14 protein-coding genes are annotated in these 19,201 nt (G+C 57.3%); 9 read left to right on the forward strand and 5 right to left on the reverse strand.

From position 1 onward, the window contains the following. The first annotated feature begins 675 nt into the window (after positions 1-675). The 5 genes from AC13Q5_RS18665 to AC13Q5_RS18685 all read left to right on the forward strand — a co-directional run bounded on the left by AC13Q5_RS18665 (position 676) and on the right by AC13Q5_RS18685 (position 6,888). Positions 676-1,368: an outer membrane protein gene (locus AC13Q5_RS18665; RefSeq protein ID WP_075854331.1), complete on the forward strand. Its 693-nt coding sequence runs from the start codon at positions 676-678 to the stop codon at positions 1,366-1,368. A 54-nt stretch (positions 1,369-1,422) separates the two neighbouring features. Beyond that, complete coding sequence (locus tag AC13Q5_RS18670; RefSeq protein ID WP_488502712.1) at positions 1,423-2,613, forward strand: Hint domain-containing protein; 1,191 nt, start codon at positions 1,423-1,425, stop codon at positions 2,611-2,613. Between the two features lie 159 nt (positions 2,614-2,772). After that, a complete protein-coding gene (locus AC13Q5_RS18675) occupies positions 2,773-5,091 on the forward strand; it encodes a glycosyltransferase family 4 protein (protein ID WP_488502713.1) in 2,319 nt (772 codons plus the stop codon). Continuing rightward, positions 5,069-6,046, forward strand: a complete 978-nt coding sequence (locus AC13Q5_RS18680; RefSeq protein WP_488502714.1) for a hypothetical protein — start codon at positions 5,069-5,071, stop codon at positions 6,044-6,046. The genes AC13Q5_RS18675 and AC13Q5_RS18680 overlap by 23 nt, the downstream gene beginning before the upstream one ends. A gap of 8 nt (positions 6,047-6,054) precedes the next feature. Further along, entirely contained in the window at positions 6,055-6,888 is an 834-nt protein-coding gene (locus AC13Q5_RS18685) for a tetratricopeptide repeat protein (RefSeq protein ID WP_488502715.1), read from the forward strand. A 45-nt stretch (positions 6,889-6,933) separates the two neighbouring features. Here AC13Q5_RS18685 and AC13Q5_RS18690 read toward each other — a convergent pair whose 3' ends face one another. Beyond that, positions 6,934-8,145 (reverse strand): KpsE/RkpR family capsule polysaccharide export protein, encoded by a 1,212-nt coding sequence (locus tag AC13Q5_RS18690; RefSeq protein ID WP_488502716.1) that lies wholly within the window; start codon positions 8,143-8,145, stop codon positions 6,934-6,936. Positions 8,146-8,309: 164 nt separating this feature from the next. On the opposite strand from AC13Q5_RS18690, the gene AC13Q5_RS18695 reads away from it, so the two are divergent. Next, positions 8,310-9,119 (forward strand): ABC transporter permease, encoded by an 810-nt coding sequence (locus tag AC13Q5_RS18695; protein ID WP_083961383.1) that lies wholly within the window; start codon positions 8,310-8,312, stop codon positions 9,117-9,119. A gap of 28 nt (positions 9,120-9,147) precedes the next feature. Here AC13Q5_RS18695 and AC13Q5_RS18700 read toward each other — a convergent pair whose 3' ends face one another. The 4 genes from AC13Q5_RS18700 to AC13Q5_RS18715 form a co-directional block, all read right to left on the reverse strand. Then, a complete protein-coding gene (locus tag AC13Q5_RS18700; RefSeq protein ID WP_488502717.1) occupies positions 9,148-10,266 on the reverse strand; it encodes a DUF6270 domain-containing protein in 1,119 nt (372 codons plus the stop codon). Positions 10,267-10,335: 69 nt separating this feature from the next. Continuing rightward, the gene (locus tag AC13Q5_RS18705) at positions 10,336-11,388 is read right to left on the reverse strand and encodes an FkbM family methyltransferase (protein WP_488502718.1); all 1,053 of its coding nucleotides are present in this window, start codon (positions 11,386-11,388) and stop codon (positions 10,336-10,338) included. Between the two features lie 71 nt (positions 11,389-11,459). Then, positions 11,460-12,827, reverse strand: coding sequence for a glycosyltransferase family 4 protein (locus AC13Q5_RS18710; RefSeq protein WP_488502719.1), 1,368 nt, complete (start codon positions 12,825-12,827; stop codon positions 11,460-11,462). Beyond that, complete coding sequence (locus tag AC13Q5_RS18715) at positions 12,824-14,941, reverse strand: capsule polysaccharide biogenesis protein (RefSeq protein ID WP_488502720.1); 2,118 nt, start codon at positions 14,939-14,941, stop codon at positions 12,824-12,826. Before AC13Q5_RS18715 ends, AC13Q5_RS18710 begins: the two co-directional genes overlap by 4 nt. 637 nt (positions 14,942-15,578) lie before the next feature. Between AC13Q5_RS18715 and AC13Q5_RS18720 the strand changes: the two genes are divergently transcribed. From AC13Q5_RS18720 to AC13Q5_RS18730, 3 genes are all read left to right on the forward strand, one after another. Next, on the forward strand, positions 15,579-16,784 hold the full coding sequence (locus AC13Q5_RS18720) for a KpsE/RkpR family capsule polysaccharide export protein (RefSeq protein ID WP_075854236.1): 1,206 nt from the start codon (positions 15,579-15,581) through the stop codon (positions 16,782-16,784). After that, positions 16,781-17,515, forward strand: coding sequence for an ABC transporter ATP-binding protein (locus AC13Q5_RS18725; protein WP_083961384.1), 735 nt, complete (start codon positions 16,781-16,783; stop codon positions 17,513-17,515). Before AC13Q5_RS18720 ends, AC13Q5_RS18725 begins: the two co-directional genes overlap by 4 nt. Positions 17,516-18,251: 736 nt before the next feature. Continuing rightward, complete coding sequence (locus AC13Q5_RS18730; protein WP_244557878.1) at positions 18,252-19,181, forward strand: helix-turn-helix transcriptional regulator; 930 nt, start codon at positions 18,252-18,254, stop codon at positions 19,179-19,181. Positions 19,182-19,201: the final 20 nt, after the last annotated feature.

A 19,201-nucleotide genomic window follows, 5' to 3' on the forward strand; every position in this document is an offset into this window, starting at 1 on the left:
ATTCAAAATCAGCCAATGCTTAATGCCGTCAGGTTGCCTGTTTCGGAATGCTACAGCGGCAACATCACCGCTCTGCTTGTCTTTTGGGCGTTGTCGCGGAGATCGACGACATCAGATGTATGCGGGCCATGATCTGCCAGCCTGCTCTTCATCACACGTCGTTCATAGGAGGAGGGTTTGGGCGCAGTTGGGAGGCCTGACGTTCCTTCTAGGGGTCCGCCACGTCAAGCCTCCCAGCGCAGCAGATGAATATCTGCGGTAGCGATAGAAGCTCGCAGAACCGCGCCTTGCCTGTCTATATCGAAAGCGACACATCGCACCCGATTGCGTCACGCGGAAGCCGCTGCGGCTCGCAGCTTTTTGCGAACGAAGCGAAATCGCGGCGCCTTGTTTTTATACATTCCGCGTCGCGGCAGATGCGAAGCTATCCATTTCATTCCAGTTGTATTGGTTCTGCTGCAATGAGTTCGGCATTTTGTGGAGCGTCGAAAGTATAGAATCAATATGCTCTCAATACATATTGCGACAAAACTATACAAATAAAGCTTGTATCTCGAAAATATTTATTAGTGACTGCGTATTTACAGCTATAATCGCGTCTATATTATGGCCTCAACGTGAACTTTCGCAAGTTACATGTTGAATCTCGTGAATTCCTTCGAGGAGAATTTTCGAATGCGCAAGTTTTTGGGGACTACCGTTTTCCTGTTGGCGACGGTTGTGGGGAATACCGTCTATGCAGCAGATCTTGCGGCTTCCACGCCGCCTCAAGCTCCTGTCGAGACGGCACCGGTGTTTTCATGGACCGGCTTTTACGTCGGTGTGAATGCCGGCGGTGGTTTCGGTGGTAACGACAATGTCGGTTTCCATTCCTTCGGAAGTTACCTTGGCAGATTTGGCAAGCTTGAAGGGTCCGGTTTCCTCGGAGGCGGCCAGATCGGCTACAACTATCAGTTCGACCCCAACTGGGTGATCGGCCTCGAAGCAGACTTCCAGGGCGCCGACATTAGCGACTCGTTCAGAAATGGTACTGCGAGCGCATCTTCCAAGATCGACTGGTACGGCACCGTCCGCCCCCGCATCGGCTACGCCTATGACAATACCTTGTTCTACGGTACCGGCGGTCTCGCCTATGGCCATGTCGATTACAAGGGCGCACTCGGTGGCGTAGGCTTTGACGACGACAAGACCAAGGCCGGCTGGACGGTAGGCGCCGGCGTCGAACACGCCTTCACCGATCATGTGACAGCGAAACTCGAATATCAGTATGTCGATTTCGGCAGCAGCAACATGGGCGGGGATGCGCTCAACTCCAAAGCGAGCCTCGATTTCCATGCCGTTCGGGTGGGTCTGAACTACAAGTTCTGACGATAGTATTTGCCTTGAAAAACAACGTGTTAATCTAATGGAGAGGATAATAACATGGCTTTGATTGGCATCAACCTAATCAATAACGGCACGACCACGATCGATAGCAGCAATGCTGGCACATCGGGAGATACGATCCAGCTCAATCTGGTTTCCAACGGCACCGTGATCGTCGATGGCGTGGACGTCAATATCAGCAATCTCGTCGGTACAGGTGCGGTCTCAAGCACGACGATCGACGCCATCAACGGTGCAAACGTTACGATCAATGCCAGCCTTGCGAACATCGCAGCCGGCTCGACCTATACTTACGGAATTGGCGCGGGTTCCAGCATCACCGTCGATGCGGGCCTGCTCAACGTCGGCTTGCTGAACGGCGTCACGGTAGACTTCGCCAATGCGAATGGCACCGGCCTATTCGCGTACAATCCCGGTGGCATCAATCTCAACCTGTCGACCCCGCCGAACGTCATTAACGTTCAATCGGGAGACAAGATCGAGGTTGTCGGCTCGAACGTCGTCCAACAGTCGGGTAATACGGTTACCTTCTATGGCGGTCTGTTGAATGCCGTAGCGCTCGGCTCCTATACGATACCTGCGGGCGTCACCTACACTTACGATGCGAATACCGACACGCTGACCTTCACGAGCTGCTTCCTTCGGGGGACGCTGATCCGGACACCGGAAGGCGATATTCCGGTCGAGGATTTTCGTGTCGGCGATCTGGTCGTCACTCACAAGGGCGTTGCGGAAATCAAGTGGGTTGGCCGCCGCCGGATCGATCCGAAGGCGATCGACAAGCCGCGCGATACGTTGCCGATCCGCATACAGGCAGGCGCCTTTGAGGTAAACGTTCCCGCTCGCGATCTGTACGTTTCTCCCGATCATTGCATGTTCTTCGGAGAATCGCTGATTCCGGCCAAGTTCCTCGTCAATGGCACGACGATCACCCAAGAGGCGACTTTGGTCCCGTTCGAATACTTCCATATCGAGCTGGAGCAGCATTCCATCATCCTTGCCGAAGGCGCGCAGACGGAGACCTATCTCGATCTCGGTGGGCGCCTGTCCTTCCTCGAGCCAGGTGTCTTGCGGTTCGGCTCGTTCGGAAACGGGGCAACCCGCACCTGGAACGATTGGTGCTATCCGCCGGTCTATGCGGGCAACGTGCTCGAACAGGTCCGCGTATCGCTCGAAAAGCGCGCGGAGGAAATGGGCTATCTCGTCCGAGAAGCCGAGGCATCCTGACATACATGCCGAGCATCCAGCTTCGGGCGGTCGCCGCCCGGAGCTGAAGCCGGGCATAGGTGAGAGACAGCGTTTTCGTCATCCGTCTATTGATACGTCTGCGAATTTGCGCGCTTCGCTATCGCCCATCCGTCTATCTCTGGTGTCTGGGAGCCATGAATGCGCCATGACGATGCTGCTTCGCCCTATTCGCTCGATGCGGGCCGCATCGACGAGCGAGCCTTGATCGAAAAGTTCGCCGGCAAGACAGTTTTCTTCGACGGTGTGTTCAAAGGCGATTACAGCCTGGCGATCGTCAACCGCCACCTTGCACAAGCACTCATAGACCTGGGCGTCAATCTTATCTGCCATACGGCCGAGGACGATTGGCAGGGTGACCCAAATCTCTCGGCTGCCACGGATATCATGCGCCGAATGCGTGATGACTATCCATTTAAAGAGACATTCGACATCCATTTGCGGAACACCTGGCCACCGGCGACCCACGATATGGTGGGCCGACAGAATGCCTATGTGGCATTTGCCTGGGAAGAGCTCGAATTTCCGCAGTATCTGGTGGATCGATTCAATCGCGATCTCGACCTCGTGACGGTGATTTCGAACTTCGTCCGGGACAGTTTCGAGCGTTCAGGGATTACGATACCGGTGGAGGTCACCGGGAATGGCTGTGATCATCTCTCGGCTGTCGCCGATGACGTGCCGTGTCCGCTGCCTGAAACTGGGCGCCGACGCATCCTGCATGTGTCTTCCTGCTTTCCGCGCAAGGGTGTCGACGTTCTGATCGATGCGTTCCTGCGCAGCTTCCGCGCGGATGATCCGGTCGAGCTGATAATCAAGACTTTTCCGAATCCGAACAATATCTCGGCCTCCGTCCTCGCTGACAGGCGGGGCAGGCTCGCCGATGCCGCGCCCATCACCATCATCGATCAGCACTATGATCCAGGCCAGCTGCGAGCGCTCTATCGTTCGGCGGCGATGCTGGTTGCGCCGAGTAGGGGCGAAGGTTTCGGCCTGCCTTTGGCGGAAGCCATGCTGCTTGACGTTCCGGTGGTGACCACGAACTATAGCGGCCAGCTTGATTTCTGCCGTCCCGATACGGCCTGGCTGATCGATTGCCACATGTCGGCGTCGCAAGCCCATGTTGCGGGTTCCCATAGCCTTTGGGCGGAACCGTCCGTCGAGCATCTGGGGATGCAGATGCGCGCCGTGCTCGATCATCCCGATGAGGCCCGCAGCCGGACGGAAAGAGCCAAATCATTGCTGAAAGCGCATTTCAGCTGGAGGTCGGTCGCCATCCGCACGCTGGCCGCCCTTGCGAAATCCGCTCCATCAACGACCGAAACGCGGCGGGATTGGACGATCGATCTCATTTCCTCCTGGCAGCAGCAATGCGGCATCGCTACCTACTCGCAACATCTCTATGGCACGCCAGCATTCGAAGGCAGGATTGATCATATCTTCGCGCGGCGGATCATGGACGATGCGCTACCGGAAGCATCTTCAGACACTATCGAGGCCGTACCGCGCAGCATGTCGCGGCTGTGGGGTTATGATCTTGCTTCGCTCAAACGTCTGGCGGGACGTTTGGAGCAGGGGCGAGGCGACGTCCTTTGGATGCAGCATCATCCGGGGCATTTTTCAGCGCCGGACATGGAGCTGTTGATTCAACCGATAGCGGCGACGGGTCACCGACTGCGCGTGTTGACAATGCACAGCGTGAAAGAGGCGTTACGCGGCGGGACACTGGATTGGACCCGCGCGTTCGACATGGTCTTTGTGCATTCTGCGGAGGACGCGGCCGCGCTTTCGGCAGCCGGCCATCCGAATCCAATCGTCATACCGCATGGCGTTCTCCTCGTGCCGGAAGACGCCCCGGCACCTGACCCAGAGCATTTTACCATCGGCTCTTTCGGGTTCCTGATGCCCCACAAGAACATCGATCGTCTCGTATTGGCTTTTGCGGAGGCATTGAACTACGAGCCGAGACTGCGGCTCAAGCTGTTCAATTGCATCGTTCCAAATGATGAATCGCGTACGACACGCGCCACGATCGAAAATCTGATCGCCTATCTCGGACTATCCGACAAAGTCACGGCGCGTTTCGATTTTATTCCCGAAGGAGAACTGCGTCGCGAGCTGATGACCTGCGATCTGCTCTCATTCCTTTATGGCAATTCGACCGAAACTGCGACCGGCGCGGCGCGCATTGCAATGAGCGTCGACCGCCCGCTGCTTTGCTCCTGCTCGCCGGTCCTGCGAGATTTGTGGCCGTTCAGCCATATCGTCAAAAGCACCGAGATAGAGTGCATCGCGGAGGCGCTCCTCAGCCTTGCTCAAAATCCGTCGCTACTGTCGATGCTGGATCGAGATCGCAGCCAGGCGGCCCTTTGGTATTCCTATCCGCGCACTGCCGCGCGGCATGTCACAGCCATCGAAAAGATGTTGGGGGGCAATATTGACCATCGCCGAGTTGCATAGGCAGCCCTTGAGCGCGCTGCCGAAAGACGTGTTCTCCTTGCCTGCTGAATCCTTCGTCGATGCCTGGGCAAGGGCGTTGGATCTGACCGAGATCGACCTGACTGCGGATGATCGTCTCTCGCTTGCGAATGCCATTCGCGGCGGCACCAACCGGCTACGCGTCGTTGATGCGCTGAAGGCTCGTCGTCCCGTTCCGTCGTCGCTGAGCGGCCTTTCCGGGATGCAGGCGCTGCGCCGGGAACCGGACCAATTCGCCATGGTGGAGAATTTCGTTCGCTTCGCAAAAGAAGATGATGCGGCCTTCCTCCGCTATGCTTTCGCGCGGATCTGCGGACGCGATCCGACATCGGCCGAGCGATTGGGGCTGGAGTTCGATCTCAGGCGTCGCGTCCTCACGCGCACAGCTGTCGTGAAGCGGATCGTCGCGATCGCGCGCCGTGATGGCCAGACCGCCTATTGGGATACGCTGCTGCCAGAAGACGATGGTAACGGGCGGGAAGTTGCGGATTCGTCCAACGCAAGCGTCACGCCATCCGGGTTGCTGGTTAATCCGGATGGGCAGGCTATGCTCGTATTCGTGCGCGAGGTCGAGAACGTCGGTTGGATGATCGCTCCCGATCTCCTGTGCCAGCCGCTGCAGCTTCACGACGGCAATTGGAGTGTGCATTCGGGCTGGCTGCTCACAGGTCCCAAGCGCAGCTTCGCGGAAGGCGACTGGTTGCTGGATCTCGATCTCATTCAGCCGCAATCGGCCAGGCTCGATATCGAGATCGTCGCCAATTCCGGCCTCGATTTTCTGCAGACCATGACTCTGGTCGGCTCGTTTTCGGGGACCGTATGCGTGACCATCAAGCGGGAGCATCGCTTCGTCGAATTGCGCGTTCGCATTCACGAGCGCGCGCCAGAGGACCGCTGGCTGCGTCCCCGAAACATTTCGATGCGGCACGTATCATGAGGCGAGAGTTGAGATTCGCATCGACGCTTCTGCGCGTCGGCCAAGCGGGAAGCGGGGCTGCCGAGGCCCGCACGCCGGTCAACGTTCTGGCCGAGGCGGATGCCGCACGTGATCGGCGCGATTGGGCGACGGCCGCCTTCTATTATCAGCAGGCGCTGCAGCAATATCCCACGCGAGTATCGCTGTTTGTACAACTCGGCCATGCCTGCAAGGAGAATGGCGATTTCGAAGCAGCACTGGAGGCTTATCGGCACTTTCTTGAGGAGGAGCCTGACGATGTCGATATTCATCTGCAGTTCGGCCACCTCTACAATCGAATGAATGAACCGGAGGCAGCGCTTCAATGGTATGAGCGCGCCCACGCGCTTGCGCCGGATGATACCGACATAGCCGGACATCTGAAATTGGCGCGCCTTCGATTTTCGCGCGTCGACATAGAACGCAAGCGACAGAGTGCCATGGAGTTGGTGCAGTCGCGGCGTTGGCCTCAGGCGCGGGCGCAACTGCGCGATCTGGTGGATACGGATGGCGAGATCGACCTGATTGCCGTCTATGCGAATGTGACAAAGGAAGCCGGCGATTTCGACGAGGCGCTGCGGCTCTACGATATCTATCGCGAATATGCGCAAAATCTTGATGCCGCATCGGTAATCGATGTCGAAATCCAGACGGCGCATCTTTACAAGGCGATGCGGGATATAGAAGCGGCCTTGCGATATTACATTCGTGCGCGCGACGCGGAGTTCAGCCTCTATGGCCATGTCACTCCGGATTCGGTTGCCAGCCGTGAGATCCGTGCCTGCATGGCGGAAATCTATACCTGCTTCTGGCATCCCGACTGATACCGCAATTGGTATGTTCCAGCCTCAAGCAGCACGGCTGCTTCGTCAGCCGGCCTCATGATCCTTGATGGCGGTGAGCATGAGCCAGCCCAGGAGGTAGGCAAGACTCAAGGACAGGAAGACGATCGCAATGTTCTTGAGCGCATAAGGCATCTCTGCCTCATCCGGCATCTGCGGCGGAACGACCACCTCGAGATAAAGTTGCTGACGGCGGGCATCGGCCCTGGCGGCTTCGAGCGCATCGAGGGCGGCAACGAGTGCCTTGTTGGCAAACTCCCGCATCAGGACGAGACTTTCATAATCCGCAATCCTCGGCGCGACTGATTTGTCCGATCCGACCATCTTGGCCCGTTCATTTTCGATCTGCTGCTCCAGAGCCGCGATCTGACTCGTCAGAAAAGGAATGGAATTGCTGTCAGGCACGGTCTTGCGCGTTTCTGCAAGGCGCGCGCGCGTGCTCGCCAGCTCGGCAGTCAGATTGCTGATGAGATCGATCATCGACATGGAGCTGGCGTTTGGATCAATCATCAGCTCTTTGTTTCTGAAGTCCGTTATGTTTCGTTGCGCATCTATGACCCGCTGCTGCGCCTCCTGCACCTCATTGTCGGCGAAACGAACTGCATCGCCGCGAGCGCGGTCGTTCAGGCGTTCGAGCAGATCACCGCCAAGCACCAGCAGCGTAGTATTCAGATCGGCTGCATCCTGCGCGTGAAAGGCAGTCGTGCGCAATACGGTGATGCCGGTCGTGTCGTTGTGAATGACTGAGACGCGATCGGAGTAGTAACCGTAGAGTTCCTCCTCGCTGTTGTTTTCCCAGAACCGTGGAAAGCGCGTCAGCCAGTCCGCTTGCGGACTGCCGAAAATGGCACGTACGGGAAGCTTGCTAGCGAGTTCCTTCAACGCCTGGCGGGAGCGGATGTATTCCTGCACGGAAAACGTATCGTCCTGTGATCTGGTTATTCCGCTGTTCTGCAACAGCGAACCGAAGACGTTGGATGACGGTGGAGCGGCCATGCGAACGACGAAGGATGCTTCCGACACATAGATCGGGGCGGCGACGAAGGCGTAATAAGCGCTGACGACAAGGGTCGGGGCAATGACTGCCAGACCATAGGCGCCCAATCGTTTCGAACGTCTGCGGCGTTTGCCGGCCTTTGCAGGCTTGGCGATCGATCGCGCAATCCTCTGGCGGAAAGGCTGTCGTCTGTGATCCGCATCGGCTGCCTTGCCTTGGGTCTCGGAGTCTATCAGAGCCATGACTGTGCCTCTCTTGATGAATGTCCGCCGTCGCAGATCGATGCTGTGGAGCCGTGGGCGGTAATTGTCCAAGTCCGACGCAATGAAAATTGAGCGCGAAGCCTTCGCCGGTATCGTTGCACCATCGTCCGACGCAGGTGGGACGATGAACAGGAGGCTTCCGCATGCATGACGTATCGATGAATTCCCGCGGCCGTTCGCAATTCACGACCGGATTGAAGATCCAGGGGCGTGTTCTCGGCGCGCTGATCATGCGTGAGATGCTCATCCGCTATGGGCGTGAGAATATTGGCTTTCTCTGGCTCGCACTTGAGCCCATGATCCTGACGACGGGCGTCATGATCATGTGGACCTTGCTTCATCACGAAGCACACGGATTGACGGTCGCCGCCTTCGTTCTGAGCGGCTACATGCCGCTGACGCTCTGGCGCCACATAAGCGGTCACGCCGTCTCTTGCCTGCGCCAGAACTTGCCTCTGATGTATCATCGTCAGATCCGCCTTGCCGACGCACTGATCGCCCGCGCACTTCTGGAAATTGCGGGCACGACCGCGGCTCTCATTGTGGTCTACACAGTCGCGCGTTTGGCGGGAATCATCCCGCCCTTCCAAGATCTCGGCCTGCTTTTGACCGGCTGGCTGTTCATGGCCTGGTTCTCCTTCGCAGTCGGGCTTATCTTTGCGGCGGGTTCGGAGCGGTTCGAGTTCATCGAGAAGTTCATTCCGCCGTTCCAATATCTGACGCTGCCGATCTGTGGCATGTTCTTCATGGTGGCCTGGCTGCCGAGCGGCCCGCAGAAACTGGCGCTCTACGTTCCCACCGTCCATTGCTTCGAGCTGTTCCGTGCCGGCGTCTTCGGTGATACGGTGCAGACCTTCTATGACGTCGGCTATCTTCTGAAATGCTGCCTGTTCACCACGGCCGTCGGCCTCTTTCTGGTCAACATGGCGCGCAACCACATCAAGTTCGAATGATGCGACGATCATCCCGCTCCTCACCGTGCTATTGCTGCTTGGCATAGTGAGGCACCTGGCTCTGGAATTCGAAGGAACGCAGCAGCGTTTCACGCAGCTCGCCGCGGTTGTGCAGAGCATAATGATTGAGAAAAGTTTCTGCAGATTCCGGCTCGCGTCCAAGAATCCAACGAAAGGCGGCAACGACGTCGTGGGAATCGATCGGATCGACGAAATGACTGTGAGCGGGACTGCTGATTTTCGCGAAAAGATAGGGTAGTGCCCCATGCAGAATATCGAGGCTGAACCGGTGAAGGTTCGGGTTCGACAACGCAGTCTTAGTGAAAGCATCCATAAGGCCGGAGTAGTTGGTCAGGATCGAGACCAGGTCGCTGGAGCGCGGCAAGCCTTCGAAACCGCCATCCGCATGGAAGCGCCCCGCCATCTCCTTCCAAACCTCGGCGGAATAGTGCATTGGTGCAGGTCCATAGAGGGCGGTGTCGTCGGAATAAAGATCGACGGGCGGCGTCAGTACCCGGCTGTTTTCAATATGCTCCAGGCAGAGGTCCACCAGCATGCGCGACATCGGATAGCGCATCTGCCAGCGGCAAAAGTCGATCATATAGGTATTGCTGTCGATGAGCGTGCCGCGATAATCGGCGGTGGGCGGAACATCGAGCAGAATCAGTCCTGTATCTGGAAGTTCCGTATTCACGAAATCGCAAAATGCCCGCATTGCCTCGATCACGTGCGTCCAGAATTCGCGGCAGCCGAAGGGGATGATCTTGAAGATGCCGAAAGCTTCCCGCTGCAGATCCGGTCCGGCCTCCAATAGTTCATAGGGCACTGTCAGCAAGGTGTTTCTGTAGCGCATGAGCGAGGCGCGCGTGATGCGGCTGAAATCGACAACAAGCATTTTCGGGGCGGCCTGCTTCAGTCGCTCCCTGAAGCCCTTGCGCGCTTCGAAGTACAGCTTTTTCTTGATCGGCTCAGGCCATGCCTCGATCGCCTTGAGGCTTGCTTTTCGTTCGTCCATGAAGCTGGCAATGTTGATGCCGTAGCAGAAGAACGGGATTCTGCTATCCGGAAAGGCGTGGCGGACGAACTCCTCGCTCGGGCACGAGCCGTAGTAGGCGACCTCAGCTATGTCATTGACCCGTTTGCTCAATCATGTCTCCGTATTAAATGCCGACGCCGGCATCTTGCGCCGGAGCCGCACAGTCGGGCATTGATAGGGCTAAAGCGCCGGCTCGCGCTGACGCTGTTTTTTTGCCTTCGTCGACCCCAGTGTCAGCCCAAGCCGCTGAAGGCTTTCGCTGACACCGTCGATACGATCGTCATGCACGGCCAGAATGTTCGCCACCGTGCCGACCTGAAAATTCAAGTCGAGCTCCTCGGGTGACGTCATCTGCGTCAGCCTATTTTGTGCGCTGTTCCAGATGTGGTAACCGCGCTCTGTGAGTTGGTGGTGGATAGCACCGGGCGTCGTTTTCGACAGCACAGAGAGCATGTCGCGGTTGATCTCCATCAAGAGCGAGGGCTTATGTGCCGAGAGCGTTTTCTGCGCTCCTTTCAGGAACAAGCCTTCCGCACCCTCGATATCGACCTTCATGACATCGGGCCGCAGTCTGCCGACGACGCCGTCGAGCGTCTCGACCTTGGTCATGCGCCCGACCCTGGTGTCGGCGGAATTTGTCACCAGCCGCGTCGCGCCGGCATTGACCGTGTCCTCGGCATTGTTGAGCTGTAATTCGCCTGGTGCATCCGCAAGGGCAAGCTGGCGAACGCTGACGCGATCCTCAAAGCCGTTCTCGAGGATCGAGCGATTGAACAGATCCCAGAGCTTCGGCAGCGGCTCGAAGGCAAGGACCGTTCCTTTGAACGTCGGATGGGCGGCAATGGAGAGCGAGTAGTATCCGACATTGCCGCCGACATCGATGAACTGCCCGGTTTCGGGCAGAATGGCCTTGACGAGATCGACATCGAATTTCTCGTATTCGCCGCTCATGATGCCGAAGGATATGTGATACTGGCGCAGATCGAGATACAGCTTGAAATTGTATTTTGTCTCGAACAGAACGAAAAGCGATTTCGGCACGAAGTTATTGAAGAGCAGTTCGCTATGGCGCTGGTGGAATTCGTAGGAGCTGAGGAAACGCCGACGATGCTCGTCCAGAGAAATATCCGTCAGCTGCAGCAGATTCTGCCCGATGGCGTTGCGCTCGTCCTCGTTCATTGCACGGCCGAGGATGAATTTGTAGCAGTTCTCGATGTCGTAAAAGCTTGTCACTTCGCTGCTCCCACGTCTTGCTGACCAATTGGATTTGTCTTGTTGCTGCCTTTTGTCTGCATTGTTGCCTCTCACTGCAAAGCCGCCGACGGCGATGTTCTCTCGATGCGTCGCGAGGCCCGCTGGGCAGCGTGGCGCCGAGCCGAAAGATCGGCTTCGATCAGCGTCTCCAAATCATCGAAATGCGTGTCCCATCCGCTTGGCTGGCTAGGCTTGGTCCGGCGTTGCGGCGAGGCGGCGATCATGTCGAGGGCGGCTCGCCAGCTCAGCCCGTCCAGGGGATCGAGGAAGATGGCAGGTTGACCGGCCGCGGCTTCGCGATGGGCGCTGATGTTGGAGGCGACAACAGGTGTGCCAAGTGCAATGGCCTCGGCGACGGGCATGCCGTAACCCTCTGTGAAGGAAGGGGCAAGAAGGGCGGCCGCGCCAGCGACCAGCCGCGCCAAGGCGGCATCTTCCAGGCCAGGTACTTCGATGACGAGTCCAGGCAGGGCAGGGCAGCGCTCCAGCATCGCCAGGATATGGCTGTTTTCCCATCCCCTCTTGCCGACGATGACCAGCCGTGGGGCCATCGGCCCGTCGCGCTCGGCCAGATATTGCCACAGATGCAGCAATAGAATGTGGTTCTTGCGCGGCTCGATCGTTCCGAGGGTTACGAAATATGGCATTCGCGGACGCGCTATGTCTGATGACGGCGACAGAAAGCACTGTTCGACACCAGGCGGCAGCACGGCGATCGAGGGCAGCTTTCTGTTGCTTTCCTGGGCAAAGGTACGCAAGGCGCGAGCCGTTACCTGAGAGTTGCAAAGCACCAGAGACGCATGTTTCAGCACGGTCTCCATTCTGCGACGATGCCGCTCCGGCTCCTCCGGTCTGACGAATTCAGGATGTGATAACGGAATGAGATCATGGACGTAGAAGACGCCGTTGCGACCGGTTTCTCGAAGCCAGGAGAAAGCCGATGTCCGTTCCAGCCGGCTGTGCGACACGTGGACGAAAGACGCCCTGTCCGGCAGCGTCAGGCCACGGGCGAAATGATTGGCAACGGCATGCACGATCTTGCGCAGCTTTTGCGTATGGGCCTCGCCCGCTTTCACTTCCGACGCTGCCTGCCATCTGATCTTGCCATCGATAGCCGCGAAAATCCGATCGAGAAGGGCGGCCTGCGAGGACGATATTTCCGTCGCTGCCCAGCGGCTGTTGAGGATGGAGACCAGCCTGTCTGCTCGTTCCGAGGGAATGGTGACGGCGCCACTGTGGCTCGTTTCGATAAACCAGGAAGGCTGCGGAAACGCTTCGAGATTGGCCAGAGCCGCTTGTTTGCGGCGCTCGTTCAGCCAATTCGCATAGTGAAGCTCATAGCGATCGATACCCGTTGGCGTCGGGCAATGCGCCCGTTCCATCAATCGCGAGATATCCATAACGACCGGCTTCGTCATGTTTTTCTAGCCTCGAGCATGTGTATAGCCTGTGCCAGCCAGCGCCGCCGTGACGGATTGGGAGCCGTGCCCAGACGGGAGCGATAGAGCTCGTCAACCACGTCTTCTGCTTCACACGGAAGATTGGTGATGTTCGACCAGTATCGCGGATAGAGGATGAGGGTGCCGGCGACGAGTGCGTCGAGCGTTAAGGTGCGCTTTCGCCGCAACGAAACAACCGCATCGTGTGTGAGTCCCCAACCGGCATAAAAGGGGAGACCGTGACACCATACCGGCTTTTCACGCAGCAGCGCCTCGAACCCGATCTGCGATGTCGCGACATGAACCTCGTCGACAACGCCGAGAAGATTATCCAGATCGACATTGCCGATAACAAGATCGGCAGCCTCCGCGGGCAGGAATGGAGGCGGATGGCGGCCAGCCGCCTTCGCCAGAAGATCAGGATGCTGCTTGTAGATGATAAATGCCTCTGGTCTTGCGTGCCGGACGGCTTTGAGGAGCTCGATATCGGATGGATGACTTGCCATGCCAAACCGCAGCGAAGCGTCGTTCGGCACCTGCCCGGCCACCAGAACGACGTTGCGGCCTTCGGCGAGAGCACGATAATCCGGCGCTGGCTGCGGCGGCAGATTGTATTTCGTGATGCCCATCGAGACGATGGCCTGCCGCAGGCGCTTTGCCCGCGCAAGAAGCGCGTCGTCGAAATTCGTGCTGTTCAGGATCGTCTCCAGCTGGCTTGGAGCGGAGGCATCGAAATAGATGCCTTGATCGTCGAAGCAGAGCGAAGATGGAGGCACCAGCGAGCTGCCGAGGCCGGATGAGCGAATGAAGCCGTCTTCAACCCGAATGATCGGCAATCTCTTGCCCTGCTTCCACAAAGTGGATTCATCAGGAGGGGTGGCGTTCCCCCAAAGGACGATGGTGTCGGCACTCTGGATCTCTGAGACGCCCGGATTGGTGGCGAACTGCACCTGCGATCGGGGGCTGTTCAGATAGCGGCGCATGACTGCACGTTTGTGAAGCGAGAAATTGACGCAAAGGTAACGGCCGGTCAGTGATCGGGCACGGATGCGCCATTCAAGTAGCCGTTCGACCGCTTGCTCTGCCGTGATCTGGTTACGGGAGACGGGATCGACATAGCGGGAATATTGAAAGAGCGTGGCAGCGGCAAACTCGTCTATGCTGACATGGCGTCCACGACGCAAGCGTGCCGTCGTTGCCACCGTGCCTTCGGCGCGATCTGCAGTCAGCCCCCAGCCGGCATAGGCGGGCATGCCGAAGGTGACGACGGGTATTTCCCGCAGAAGCGCTTCCAGCCCGAGTTGGCTTGATACGGTCCAAACTTCATCCACCACATCCAGCAGCGAATGTGTCGAGACAGGGCGGTCCACAAGCTGCACTCCTGCCGTCTGGGCGAGGGGTTGAAGAAAGCCCCGGGCCTGGCCCGCGACGACTTCGGGATGGCATTTGACAATGATGTCGGCATTCTCCTCGGCAAGAGCCGCCGTCCACATTCTTGCGAAGGTCGCTGCATCTGCACCGGCACTTTCCACAGTGCGATTTCCGACTACCTCGTCGACAAGCAGAATGCGCCTGCGACGGCTTCGGCGAAGCGAAATGGCCTCGTCCCGTAGGTGAATGTCTTGGGACAGTCGCTCGCGGATGATCCATCGCCGCAAATCCCTGGCGCGCTGAGTATCCGTGTCGGATGGAGCATTTTGAAGCAGCGCCTCCAATCGCGACGGCTGACGGGCGGAAGAATGAATGCCGAGATCGTCGGCGACGATGGAGATCGGTGACGTGACGTCCGGACCGGTTGATTGGAGAAAGCCGCCCGCCATTGTCCAGAAGGGCAGACGTAGCACCTGCGCATAGAGACGTGCCAGACGAGCAAGCGGTCCGTCCCCCCATCCGACGACACCATCGGCGGCGCCCATCGTCAATTCGATCGGCTTGAGCGACGCGGAGAAGGCAGGACCGATGAGAGGAAACTGCCGACGTGTCGGAAGGAAGGCGAGCAGTCGCGCGTTGGTCGGGGGCAACCAGGACGGCGGCTCACTTGTCTTTGCCGAAGACCGCGTCTCCTGGGGAAAGATCGTCGAATCCATACGCATATGAGTCCCCCAAGTGTGTCTGCTAAGCGCGATGGCTCGCGCTTGACCGAAACAGCCTGCGATGTCCGATCACGGCTGGTTGCATGAGTGGAGCCGCTTTCGGGGGCATGAAACGCAAATGTAGTTGGGTGACATCTTCCGGTATCGCAGATGCGAGTTTGCGCCGCCTACCCACGAGAAATTTCAAAAGGCTGCGGCGAATCCGGCCGATCAACAGGTCTCCACGACCATCCGAGGCAAAGTTGCTGCCGACATGTTTTAAAATGCCTCCGAGCTTTCCCATTCCGAATTCCTTGAACCAGCAAAGAGGGTGAAACGGCTAATCGAATGGCAGTTATTGCCGCCACAATTCGGCCTCGCCATACGGATCGCGTCGCTAAAGTATTAATTGCGACACAAGGCAAATTATTCTTGTTTCTGTATGTAAAAATTTCGGAAGCGCGGAAATATATTTGACTTTCAAAGGATATATGGGAATCTCTCGCAAAGTAAATTGCCGTCGAAATCGTCGCGCGTGTTGTTCGGAACGACGAACCGAAACGATGGGAACCGGCTGACTGCAGTTGCCTGATCGGAGCTCCGGAAAGGCAACCGTGGAGTGGTCTCGACCATTCCAAGAGAGATTTGATGGTCCCAAATGAGCCGTATCGAGAATAACAAGGAATTCACTGATTTCGTTAGGCTGGTGGATGCACGCTCTTCCGGCGTCGTCATAGGTCAACCAGTTTCCTGGCCGCGTTCTGTTGCGCGATGGGCTCGATCGCAGCTGCTGCTGTTGCTCATCGTCGTCGTTCCCGGTCTGCTTGGGGCGGTCTATTACGGTTTCATCTGCGCCGATCAGTATGTTTCCGAAACGCAGTTCGTCGTGCGCAGTCCGAACCGGAATGCCGCGGGGCTGCTCAGCGGCTTTCTCCAGAGCACCGGCTTCGTTCGCGCGCAGGACGACAGCTACATCGTCACCGAGTTCATCAAGTCACGCGCCGCTGTTGACGCCTTGGTAAAGAGAGATGGCCTGACCGGGATCCTCTCCCGTCCCGAAGGAGACATTCTCAGCCGCTACCCGTTACCTTGGGCCGAAGCCAACAACGAGGAGCTGTATCAGCACTACCTTCGTTTCATCAATGTGCGCACCGACAGTGGCAGTGGCGTAACGACACTGGATGCGCGCGCATTTCGTGCTGAAGACGCCTATCGCCTGGCCAATGCCCTGGTTCAGCATGCGGAAGAACTCATCAACCGCCTTAATGATCGGGCGCGCGAGGATGCCATCCATTACGCACAGATCGAAGTGAACGACAGCCAGGCAAGGCTGTCCAACATGCAAAAGAGCCTGACGGACTTCCGCAATCGCGAAGCGCTTGTCGACCCAAGCAAGCAATCGTCTGCCGCCTTGGACATGATTGCACGACTTTCGGACGATCTGGCCGACAGCAAGGCGCGTCTTTCGGCGCTGGAATTGCAGGCGCCGCAAAGTCCACAGGGGGAAGCGCTGAGAGCGCGCGTGGCGGCGATGGAGCGCCAAATCAGTGATGAACGGGCACGTATCGTCGGTAGCGACGGCTCGATGGCGCCTCGCATCGCGCAATATGAGCAGCTGCTGCTGGAGAGGGAAATGGCAGCAAAGATGCTGACGTCGGCCACCGTTTCCCTGGAAAATGCCAGGATCGATGCGCAGCGGCAACAATTGTATCTGGAGCGAATCGCTGATCCGAATTTGCCCGATCATGCGCTGTACCCGAAACGGTTCGGTTCGTTTCTGATGCTGCTTGCGGTTTGCTTCGCGACGTTCTGGATTGTGCGCTTCTTCATGATCCAGGTATATGAGCACGCGGCTCAGCAATGACCGGTCTCCCTTCCAGTCTCACGCAAATCGCCTCCTCGGTGGCACCCGCGCCGAAGAGCGAAATCCCCTGGCATGAAGATGGCATTGTCGGCGTGTTCGACCTCGTCAAGGAATACGAAGTGCATGGCCGGATGCGCCGCGTGGTCGACGGCGTGACATTCAAGATCGGTCGCGGCGAAAAGATCGCCGTCCTCGGACACAATGGGGCCGGCAAGTCAACGCTCGTACGCATGATTGCAGGCATAGAGGAGCCGACGTCGGGCAAGGTCGTACGCAACATGTCGATGTCGTGGCCCATTGCCTTGAGCGGTGGCTTCGGTGGCTCGATGACTGGCTTCGACTGCATGCGCTTCCTGTCGCGCATCTATGACAAGCCATTCAACGAAATTCGCGATCTGGTAGAGGATTTCAGTGAACTTGGCCGCTATCTGCGCATGCCTCTCAGGACCTATTCTTCAGGCATGCGGGCGAGGCTGGCCTTCGGCATGTCGCTTGCCATCGATTTCGATTGCTATCTCATCGACGAGGTATTGGCCGTTGGCGACAAGCGCTTCCAATCACGTTGTTTTGAAGAGCTTTTCGTCAAGCGCAAGGATCGCTCGATGATCATTGTGGGACATAATCTCAATGTGATCGGCGATCTGTGCAAATCGGCGCTCGTGTTGAAAAATGGCCGCGGTCGCGTCTTCGACGACATCGATGCGGCGTTTCGCATCTACTCCACATTGTAGATCACCTGGTAGATGGTTGTGCGGATCGATAACAGTAATGCACGCCATATTTGCAAATTGATACAATATCGAACCTTAGATGCACGGCGCCTCTGTGCTATCCAGGGTCCGGTTGTTACCCGGGCAGCGGCATCACGAGCCGCAACACAGGCTTCCGCCTAAGCCTTCTGATGTATTAGAATAATTGAAATGAAAGTCGCGTGTAAATTGTCTTTGGCCGTGAACATGGATGGTTCCAGGGTACCTCATTTTATCCGCGGGCCTGGTACGCGCAACAATCATCGGACTAGCCAGCCGAGATAAATTAGTAACTACTTCTGCAACCTTTGACCGTAGCCGTGTTGAATAATATTTGCCGATGTCGATGTATTTTGTCCGATATCGTCGTTCGAGATATTCAACCTGTGGCAGCGCTACGAAGAGGTAGGATTCTGTATAACATCGTCACTATCTGTACTGTCGTGCTAAAATTCATCGTGCTAATTTAATAATCAATAATGCAACTTGCGATGAACGATCTTGCATCTTGAAGTGGGCGCGGGAGCAAGGCAATGGAGTCGTCATAACGAACGCTAGAAAAATGTAGCCTAGATAGAAATCACGTGTTAGCGATGGCTAATATGCAACCTGAGATTTTGAGTAGGATTAGCGGATGGCGATGTTGGAAAGAGTTGTCGAGCAATGCGTTGGCACTTTCGAGGTGTATTCCCGGGATGCAATCATTCGCAACCTTGACATGCTTGAGCCAAACTGGAAATGGACGGTTCCCTCGGAAACCTCAGGCGATTATTCTTTCAAATTCAGCAAGCAACCGCTTCAGTCGGCCTCGATCATAAGCGCCGAACATTCGGCCGGCCTCGAGGGGATCGCAAAGCAGGATTTGCCGCGCGTCAGTATCGTATTTGTTCTCGCGGGTGAGATCGAGATCAATCACCGACGAATGCGCAAGTCCTTGCGCATTCCCGCCAACTATGTCGCCAGTATTAGCGACCGTGCGGGCAAGCGGCTGGAGATCAAGCCACGCAGCTCCTGGCTGCTGTTTCAGATTCCGGAATCCGTAATCCGGCAGCATTTCGAAGAACTGACCGGCAAGCCTTACGTGCAGGAATTTGCGCTGGCACCGGTGAGCTTCCGCCAAGGTGGCGCACAAGGGCTCTATCAAACACTGCGCCAGGCCGAGAAGGATTTGACAACCGCTCGTCAGACCGAACGGATGATGCTCGCCAAGGCTTATAGCGAGCTCCTGCTGGTCAAGTTGTTTGCCAAGCTGCCGCACAATCTGTCCGATGCCTTCAATCGCGGCACGCTTGAAAACGCGCCTCGGCAGCTCCTGAGGGCGGAGGCGTTCATGCGCGACAATCTGCATAATGCCATCATGCTGGAGGATCTCGCCCACGCCGCAAGCTGCAGCCCGCGAGCGTTGCAGCGCATGTTCAAAACCTATCGTGGCGATACGCCCATGGGGATACTTTGCAACTACCGGCTGGCTGCGGCACATGGCGCCATCAAGGGCGGTCAGGCCGAAAGCATCACCGATCTTGCCATGAGTCTGCAATTCTCCAATCCCGGGCGGTTCTCCGTTCTCTACAAACACGCCTATGGCTCCAGTCCTTCGTCGACCCTTCGTTTTACCCGGGAGCGCAGCGACGATGCCGGAACGGCCTAGCCTGCCTCGCACGAGAGTGC

This window comes from Martinezella sp. CNPSo 3964 (assembly GCF_057784375.1).